Source organism: Caballeronia sp. LZ029 (assembly GCF_031451275.1).
In the GTDB taxonomy this organism is placed as follows: Bacteria; Pseudomonadota; Gammaproteobacteria; order Burkholderiales; family Burkholderiaceae; genus Caballeronia; species Caballeronia jiangsuensis.
Map to the genome: position 1 here is coordinate 2,402,798 of NZ_JARUXO010000001.1, position 8,825 is coordinate 2,411,622.

Annotated in this window: 5 protein-coding genes and 1 pseudogene; 1 reads left to right on the forward strand and 5 read right to left on the reverse strand. The window is 56.9% G+C overall.

What is annotated here, in order from left to right; translation table 11 throughout:
* Positions 1–4 precede the first annotated feature (4 nt).
* From rfbC to QCE73_RS11375, 4 genes are all read right to left on the reverse strand, one after another.
* Positions 5–556, reverse strand: a complete 552-nt coding sequence (gene rfbC, locus QCE73_RS11360) for a dTDP-4-dehydrorhamnose 3,5-epimerase (protein WP_035500877.1) — start codon at positions 554–556, stop codon at positions 5–7.
* Positions 541–1,434, reverse strand: a complete 894-nt coding sequence (rfbA, locus tag QCE73_RS11365) for a glucose-1-phosphate thymidylyltransferase RfbA (protein ID WP_309881257.1) — start codon at positions 1,432–1,434, stop codon at positions 541–543. Before rfbA ends, rfbC begins: the two co-directional genes overlap by 16 nt.
* Before the next feature lie 10 nt (positions 1,435–1,444).
* The gene (gene rfbB, locus QCE73_RS11370; protein ID WP_309881258.1) at positions 1,445–2,506 is read right to left on the reverse strand and encodes a dTDP-glucose 4,6-dehydratase; all 1,062 of its coding nucleotides are present in this window, start codon (positions 2,504–2,506) and stop codon (positions 1,445–1,447) included.
* Between the two features lie 138 nt (positions 2,507–2,644).
* The gene (locus QCE73_RS11375; protein ID WP_309881259.1) at positions 2,645–3,589 is read right to left on the reverse strand and encodes an NAD-dependent epimerase/dehydratase family protein; all 945 of its coding nucleotides are present in this window, start codon (positions 3,587–3,589) and stop codon (positions 2,645–2,647) included.
* A 607-nt stretch (positions 3,590–4,196) separates the two neighbouring features.
* On the opposite strand from QCE73_RS11375, the gene QCE73_RS11380 reads away from it, so the two are divergent.
* Positions 4,197–7,175 carry a glycosyltransferase gene (locus QCE73_RS11380; RefSeq protein WP_309881260.1) on the forward strand — a complete coding sequence of 993 codons (2,979 nt, stop codon included), beginning with the start codon at positions 4,197–4,199 and terminating at the stop codon, positions 7,173–7,175.
* A gap of 293 nt (positions 7,176–7,468) precedes the next feature.
* On the opposite strand, the pseudogene QCE73_RS11385 reads toward QCE73_RS11380, so the two are convergent.
* Positions 7,469–8,491, reverse strand: a pseudogene (locus QCE73_RS11385) (IS110 family transposase).
* Positions 8,492–8,825: the final 334 nt, after the last annotated feature.

Here is an 8,825-nt window from a genome sequence, read left to right on the forward strand (position 1 = left end):
TCTTTCAAGCGAATACCTCGGCATCTGCCAAGCGCGTGCCCGCTGCATCCTTCGCCGCGAGCAAGGGCTCGAAATCGATCGGCCATTCGATGCCGATCTCCGGATCGTTCCACAAGATGCTGCGCTCGTGCGCCTGATACCAGTAGTCCGTGGTCTTGTAGAGAAACTGCGCGGTTTCCGACAGCACGACGAAGCCGTGCGCAAACCCGGGCGGCACCCACACCTGCCGATGGTTTTCCGCGGACAGATTCACGCCCACCCATTTGCCGAAGTTCGGCGAGCTCTTGCGAATGTCGACCGCGACATCGAACACTTCGCCTTCGACCACGCGCACGAGCTTGCCCTGCGGATGCTGAATCTGATAATGCAGCCCGCGCAGCACGCCCTTCGCCGATCGGGAGTGGTTGTCTTGTACGAACTCTAGGCCGCCTTCCACGTGCTCCGCGAATTCGCGCGCGTTGAAGCTTTCGTAGAAGAAACCGCGTGCATCGCCGAACACCTTGGGTTCGATGATTTTGACTTCGGGCAGCGCGGTAGCGGTTACTTGGATAGCCATGCGACTTGGTCCTTCGGAAGATTAAGCAGATATTGACCGTAGGCGTTCTTCGACAAGGGCTTGGCGAGCGCGAGCAGTTGTTCCTCGCCGATCCACTTCTTGCGATACGCGATTTCCTCCGGACACGCCACCACCAGTCCCTGACGCTTCTGCAACGTCGCGATGAACGTCGCCGCTTCGATCAGCGAATCGTGTGTGCCGGTGTCGAGCCACGCATAGCCACGCCCCATGATCTCGACATCGAGCTTCTTGCTCGCGAGATAGCGTGAATTGACGTCCGTGATTTCGAGTTCGCCGCGCGCCGACGGCTTGATGTCCGCGGCAATCTCGCACACCTGATTGTCGTAGAAGTAAAGCCCCGTCACCGCGTAATTCGACCGCGGCGTCGCCGGCTTTTCCTCGATGGACAATGCGCGGAACTGCTGATCGAACTCGACCACGCCATAGCGCTCGGGATCGTGCACGTGATACGCGAACACCGTGGCGCCCTCCGTGCGCGAACTCGCGCCTTCGAGTTGCTTGGCCAGATCGTGCCCGTAGAAGATGTTGTCGCCGAGAATCAGCGCCGACGGATCATTGCCGACAAACTCCCGCCCGATGATGAACGCCTGCGCGAGCCCGTCCGGCGACGGCTGCACCGCGTACTGGATGTTCATGCCCCACTGACTGCCGTCGCCGAGCATCGACTCGAAGCGCGGCGTGTCCTGCGGCGTCGAGATGACGAGCACGTCGCGAATCCCCGCGATCATCAGCGTGGACAGCGGATAGTAGATCATCGGCTTGTCGTACACCGGCAGCAGTTGCTTCGACACCGCATGCGTGATCGGATAGAGCCGCGTGCCGGAGCCGCCCGCCAGAATGATGCCTTTGCGTGCCATCGTCAGCTCCTTACGCGCGCTGCGCGTAGTTCGTCTCGACCCATTTGCGATATTCGCCGGAGGCCACTTCGTCCGCCCACGCCTGATTGTCCAGATACCATTGGACCGTCTTCGCCAGACCCGTTTCGAACGTTTCCGCGGGCTTCCAGCCGAGTTCGCGTTCGAGCTTGCGCGCATCGATGGCATAGCGACGGTCGTGGCCCGGACGATCCTTCACATAGGTGATCTGATCGCGATAGGAGCCGCCCGACTTCGGCTTCGCCTTGTCCAGCAGATCGCACAGCGTGTACACGACTTCGAGGTTCTTCTTCTCGTTCCAGCCGCCGACGTTGTAGGTCTCGCCCGGCACGCCGCGTGCGAGCACTTCACGAATCGCGGCGCAGTGATCGCCCACGTACAACCAGTCGCGCACGTTCTGGCCGTCGCCATACACCGGCAGCGGCTTGCTCGCGAGTGCGTTCGCGATCATCAGCGGAATCAGCTTTTCAGGGAACTGGTACGGCCCGTAGTTGTTCGAGCAATTGGTCGTCAGAACCGGCAGGCCGTACGTATGGTGATACGCGCGCACCAGGTGATCGGAGCCCGCTTTGGTCGCCGAATAGGGACTGTTCGGTGCGTACGGCGTGGTCTCGGAAAACTGTGGATCGGTGGCCGACAGCGAGCCGTACACCTCGTCGGTCGACACGTGCAGAAAGCGAAACGCCTGTTTCTCGTCTTCGGGGAGCGTGCTCCAGTACATCCGCGCGGCTTCGAGCAGCGTGAACGTGCCGACGACGTTGGTCTGCACGAAATCGGCCGGGCCGTGAATCGAGCGATCGACGTGACTTTCGGCGGCGAAATGCAGGATGGCGCGCGGTTTGTGCGTGGCCAGCAGCGCATCGATGGTGGTGCGGTCGCAAATGTCCGCGCGCGCGAATACGTGGCGGGCATCGCCTTCGAGCGACTTGAGCGTGCCGAGATTGCCCGCGTACGTCAGCTTGTCGACGTTCAGAACAGGCTCATCCGAACCGTTGAGCCAATCCAGAACAAAATTGGCGCCGATGAAACCGGCGCCGCCTGTTACCAAAATCATTTGCGTCTCTCCTCAAGCAGCTTTTACGTTCGAAGAAGATCGAATAATTAAGAAGTGCCGCTTCCCGATCGCTGCTCCTTGAAGAGCGAAGCGCTTGAAGATCGAATCTTCTCAACACTTTTCCAATTACCGCTTACATCATGCCGAAACATCGGTCGAACGTTTTCCAAGTTGAGCCAGGGTCGTTTGCATTCCTTCGACGAAACTCGTCGCCGGCGACCATCCCAGCAGACGCTTCGCCAAAGAAATATCGAGAACATTGACGGGAACATCGAATCCACGCGCGGGCTGGAAATTAATCTGGAGTCGAACCCCGAGAAGTTCTTCGATTACCCGAACGATCTCCAGCAACGATGTGCCCTTTCCAGAGCCGATGTTCAATACCGGATCGACATCCGAAAAAACACTGGCTGGCGCATTCATTACGCGCTGTAACGCATTCACCGTATCGTCGATGAATATATAATCGCGAATTATCGAGCCATCGCCCCAGACGTCGATAGGACGACCAGCAAGCGCCCGCCACGCAAATACTGAAGCGGCGCCAAACTGCCCTCGCGCATTCTGCCCAGGTCCGAATGGATTACTCAGCCGAACGATACGCGTATCGACAGAAAACTGGCGACGATAAACGAGCGCATAGGTTTCCGCTGAAACCTTGGATGCGCCGTACACACTGATGGGTTTCAGCGGATGCGTTTCGCTGATGGGCGTCTCGGTGGGCGCTCCATAAACAGTTCCGCCGGAAGAGACGAACATCAGCGGTACGCCCGGATAACGCCTCATGGCTTCCAGCAGTGCAACCGTTCCGGCGAGATTAGTCGTCAGATCACTGAGCGGTGCGCTGTTCGCGCTGCGTGGCACCGTCGACCACGCCAGATGGAAAACACCATCGACGCCCTCCAGCGCGCGAGCCCATTCATCAGAAGAGGCGTCGAGAGGACAGCGGATGTCGTTGGAATTATTGGGCTCATGTCTCAGTGCCCGACGCACAGAATGCCCATCAGCCTGAAGACGCTCGACGAGAGCCCGCCCAATGAATCCGGAAGCACCAGTAACCAGATACGTTTTTGTTTTCAACACTCGCCTCACACCAACCGGACCGTTTGGAATCATCGCCGCATATCAATCGCTCAATATCGCCGGAATCACGTGCCGCCCGCATTAAAAATTACCAAAGGAAACACTTATTTCCCGATTAATCAGCTATATCGCGATGCAATGCTTTGCTAAATGCGCTTTCGCAACTTTCAATTTTCCGGTCACGACGCACCGAATGATCCCAAATTTCCGATCGATCGGCAATCCGGTCAGCGCCTGAGCGGTGCACGGGCGTCCGGCACGGCGGCCATCGCGCGCTGCCGGGCCACGACGCCCTTTGCGGGCGGAGGCCGAAGCCCAGGTCCCTCCGGCTAACCCGTGACGCGCCTACTTCGGACGAGAAGCTGTCGAATCAAACGTTTACGCTAAACTGCGATCTCTGCGAAGATGTCGACATCCAGGGAGATTCGGGTCCGGCTTCACTTCCAAGTCCTTATCAATTGGCGCACCGAAGCGTAAGCGAGCATGTATGCCGAGTGTGACCGATTTGCTCTTCCGCAAGCTTTACCGGCCCGACCTGCTTGGTGTGCAGGGCTGAGATACGTTCGCCGCGCCGCAATTCCTTTAAAGAATAAATTCGCCTAGCACGATGAAACAAATTCCGCAAGCAATTCTTGATTTGGCGCTGCTCTCTCCCGAACACAATTTCGGTGCCGGTGGCGATGCCCGAAAAGTCGTAGATATTAATCGGCTTCACTCCGACGCAGCCGTGATTTGGCAGCAGTCCGTCTATGAACATGCCCGAACAATTGCGGAGACGCAGCGCGCGCGGCGCATCGTGGATGTGGGAGTCGGTGGCGGGCAGAAATTGCTCGCCGCTTTTGCCGATTATGAAGGCGAGTTTTTGCAGGTCGACTGGGCAGATAAGCGGGATCGTGTTGAAGGCAAGCCTCTTCCGCCTTTTCTGCAGGCAAATCTCGAAGATCCGCGGGATGTCGAGCTTTTTCGCAGAGCCGTCGATGATGACACTCCGACGCTGATTATTTTCTCGGATGTCATCGAGCATCTGAATGATGTCCGTCCGATTATCCGCATTTTCCGGAAAATCCTCAAAAGGAATCGCGCCAATCGGCTGATTATATCCACGCCCGATCGCGATCGCGTCGACGGCATCAGTTCGAAGAATATTCCCGATAATCCGGCTCATGCGCGCCAGTGGAATGCGAGTGAATTCAGCGTCTTTCTGCGCGCTTCCGCTCTCGACGTCAAGAATCTTGCGCTCGTTCCGCAAAATCAATTCGACAAGTTCTCGCGGACCATTCTGGCGGAGGTGTCATGTGACGACGACTTCTATTCCGCCTTTCTTCGAGACAGGGGCCTTCCCGAGCAGTCGGACCACCTCGTCATTACGTCCGAACATTCCAATGCGCTGAGTACTGGCGGAATTGGCACGTATTATCAGGTGGCCGAAGAACATTCCGGACACAAGCGAATCGTCCTGTTTTCCGGTTCGACCGGACTGCCCGAGGATTGGGTAACGTTCTCTCATGACGCTGGCTGGCTGCACGCAACCGCACTATGCGGCCGCTCGGCAGCGCGTAGGGACGACCTTCAAATCGATGCGGAGGAGGTGCTAACGGCTCTTCAGATCGCTCTGTTCATCTACGACGCGGTGAAGCTGGTCGAATATCAGGATTATGTCGGCATCGGCTTCAGGGTGGCGCAAGCGAAACGGGCGGGAATGCTTCCTCCCGAAACCTTCCTCATGGCTTATGCGCACGGCAATCACGGCTATCTCGATAACGCCGCAGGCGAAATCTCTAGGGAGCGGCCGGTAAAGTACGATGCCATGGAGCGGCTCAGCGCCGAGCTGGCAGATTGCCTCGTGTTTCCGACGCGGTTCATGGAGGATCTTTACCTCAACAAACTCGGGTTTCTACCGCGTCAGCACAGACTTCAGCCATATCCTGTTCAACTCGCGGACGCCGATCTTCTCGAGACGAAATTCGGACGAATCTCGAAGATCGTGTTCTACGGTAAGCCGAACGCGCAAAAGGGTTATCCCGAGTTCTGCAATGCGCTGCTTCAGCTATTCGCGGATCCGCAATTCGTCGACGTCGCAAGACAAATCGAAGAGATCGTGGTTCTGGGAACCGAGCGCGCCGACGAGCGCCTGTATGCGATTCCCGACGTCAAGATTAGCTGCGGCAAGTACAGCCGAAATGCGGTGGTAACGAAGCTTGAGGAGCTTTCAATTGATTCCCTCGCGATTCTCCCCTACAAGGGAGACAACCACCCGCTGTCTATTTTCGAAATAGTCGGAGCGAATTGCCAGTTCGTTGCATTCAAGGCTGGCGGGCTGCCAGAACAAATTCCGACGGTCGTGCACCCGGAGGTGATGTGCGAGCCAAATTCGCTAGCGCTCGCCAACGCGATTGCTCGCAGTGTGTCAATGCCGTTCCATGAACGGACCGCGCTCATTGCCCGCACACGGCACGCAATGGCGTCGATGTACCGACTGCATAGCGAAAGCTACCTGGCGATGCTTGAATCGTTCAAGCAGAGCCCGCGATTGGCACAACAGCCCCGTGGCAATGTCGATTTGATTATCAGCAATTTCAACGGCAGCCGGGCGCATCTGGCCGACGTGGTCTTCGGAATCAACAACTCCTTCCATCGTCCCGCGAAAACCATATTCGTCGACGATAAAAGTACGGAAGAAAAATTCCAGACGATGGCGGAAGTTTCCGAAACCGTGGTCGGCGGGGAAACGCTGGTCGTTCGAAACGAACGTAATGTCGGCCTCGCGGGCGCCCGAAATGCTGGATTGCAGCATGTAAAGGCTCCGTACGTTTGCACGCATGATAACGACGACATCATGCTGAATAATTTCCTCGGCGACGCTTGCAGGATACTCGATGAAAATCCTCATGTCGCGGCCGTCACGTGCTATGACCGGGCATTCAACGATGGAGACAATTGGTTCGGTGAAAAATCTATCACCAACGATTACATCTATCGTCCGATTGGAATGGATTTTGGTTTAGGCCTTACGGAAAATCCGTACGGACCTTCCCTGGCGGTCTTCAGGACAAGTGTCCTGAAAGAACTGGGAGGATGGGACGACACGAGCCGAGGCACATGGGAAGATTGGCAGCTTTTTTCCCGAATGGCCGGATTGGGTAAGGAAGTCTGGGTAATGCCCAAAGTCGGCTTTCTTTATCGCGTTCGGCCTGCTTCGATGTTGAGAACCTACCCCACGTTTCCGGGCTGGATTCGTCTTTCACATGCGTTCCCTGGCCTTCCCGCCAACCAGCGCTTCACGACCATGCGCGCGGTGCTGACGCCGAATGCTCTTCATTTGAGCGCGCAGGATTCGCTGCGACATCGAATCAGCGAGTTGGAACTGTCGATGCGGGAAACGCAACTGTCGATGCAGGAGATGGAACTGTCGATGCGGGAGAGTCAGGCTGAACTCGAGCGACTCTCCGCAATAGAAGCAAGCACGACCTGGCGTGCAACGCGCAAGCTTCGTGAAGTAGCTGCCTCCAGCCCAAGACTCTCTCGCTACGTTCGACGTGTTGTCCGCGCAGGTTACCGCTTGATTCGGAAGTTGACGCGACCGTGATCAGAATGAGGGAGAGCTTCCCTCACAGTCTTATATGGACACCGCCCGGTTTGCCAAGTTGATTGTGTGTGATACGTGAACGAGGTATCGGCTGCGGTCTTATATGCGGCCTTTTGCAAGCCGAAGCTGCGGGCCCTGATGGAATACGCCAGGAACGTCCTCATCTCGGCCACGTGCTTGAAGCACAAGACTGTGTTCAGGTTTGCGTTCCTGCGGTCCGACCTGTCTCGCCATCACATTGAAATCATCCTTAGCAACCTACCAGTTCCACAACGTTCAAAGTACTCATCCTGCTATGCAGGTCTGTTGCTCACATGATGCGCTTCGTAGGGAGTTCTGTGAGCGAGTATCGCCCAGGCGATTCGCGCCATTTTGTTCGCCATGGCCACTGTTGCTACGTTTGCTGGACGTCGCACCTGTATCGCCTTTTGCCATGCGGTTGGTACCTTGGTGTGACACAGAACAGAACGCGCTCCATGTATCAGCAACGTACGCAAGTATGGGTCACCACGTCGGGAGATCGAGCCCAGCCGTATCTTTCCTCCGGTACCATTCTGACGAGGAACAAGTCCCAGAAATGCAGCGAACTCGCGCCCCGACCTGAATGTCTTCGCATCTCCAATTGTTGTCACCAGAGCCGTTGCAGTCAGGCGGCCGATACCCGGCACTTCGGAGATCGCACGACATGCCGCTTCGTGTTTCTGCCAGGCACCAATCCGCTTCTCGAGTTGATCGATGTCCTCCTCAAACAGGTTGATGCGACGCAACTGTTCGAGAAGGTTAAGAAGTATCGATCGTGGCAGTGTTTCTTCGAGTTCTGCCATGCGCTTCCTGATCTCGTCGAGTCCTGCTACGCGTCCTGCGCGAAACGTAACGCCGAATTCATACAGCAACCCGCGCAACTGATTTATCTGCATTGTTCGGAACTTGACGAGCAGCGAGCGCATACGGTGAAGGCTCAACATCACTTGCTGATCCTCCGTCTTTACGGCAACCGTGCGCATGCCGGGTTGCTGCACTGCAGTCCAGATTGCCCGGGCGTCCGCCGCGTCAGTCTTGTTCGTTTGCACGAAAGGTCGAATGAATTGCGCGTGTAGTAGCACCACCTCATGTCCGAGCGCGCGAATCTTGCGCGCCCACCAATGAGCACTACCGCAAGCTTAGAGGGCGACGCGACCGGTGGGGCGCTGCGCCAAAAATGCAATTAGATCGTCTCGTCCGAACTTCCGATTCGCGATCTCGCCAGTTTGGGCGTCGACCCAGTACATCTGGAACACCCGTTTTGCAATGTCGAGTCCGTATGTCGTAGCATTCATCTGGGGCCTCCGTTCCTCAAGTGGTTGTGTCGCAACTCCCACTTTGGCACATTGATGCCGTTCGGTCCTGGAGGCCCTCAATAGGCCCAATTCCCCGGAGGGAGGGTGGTGTCCATTCCATCTCGGGCGACTAGCGGCGGTTGCCCGTGCCGTTCTTCCTCTGAGGTCATCGCGTGACGTTGCTTCGTAGCCGCGTCACGCAGACGGCCATGCGACTTGGTCCTTCGGAAGATTGAGCAGATATTGACCGTAGGCGTTCTTCGACAAGGGCTTGGCGAGCGCGAGCAGTTGTTCCTCGCCGATCCACTTCTTGCGATACGCGATTTCCTCCGGA

Coding starts and splice junctions, on each gene's coding strand:
- rfbC (WP_035500877.1), bottom strand. CDS start 556: ATGGCTATCCAAGTAACCGCTACCGCGCTGCCCGAAGTCAAAATCATC.
- rfbA (WP_309881257.1), bottom strand. CDS start 1,434: ATGGCACGCAAAGGCATCATTCTGGCGGGCGGCTCCGGCACGCGGCTC.
- rfbB (WP_309881258.1), bottom strand. CDS start 2,506: ATGATTTTGGTAACAGGCGGCGCCGGTTTCATCGGCGCCAATTTTGTT.
- QCE73_RS11380 (WP_309881260.1), top strand. CDS start 4,197: ATGAAACAAATTCCGCAAGCAATTCTTGATTTGGCGCTGCTCTCTCCC.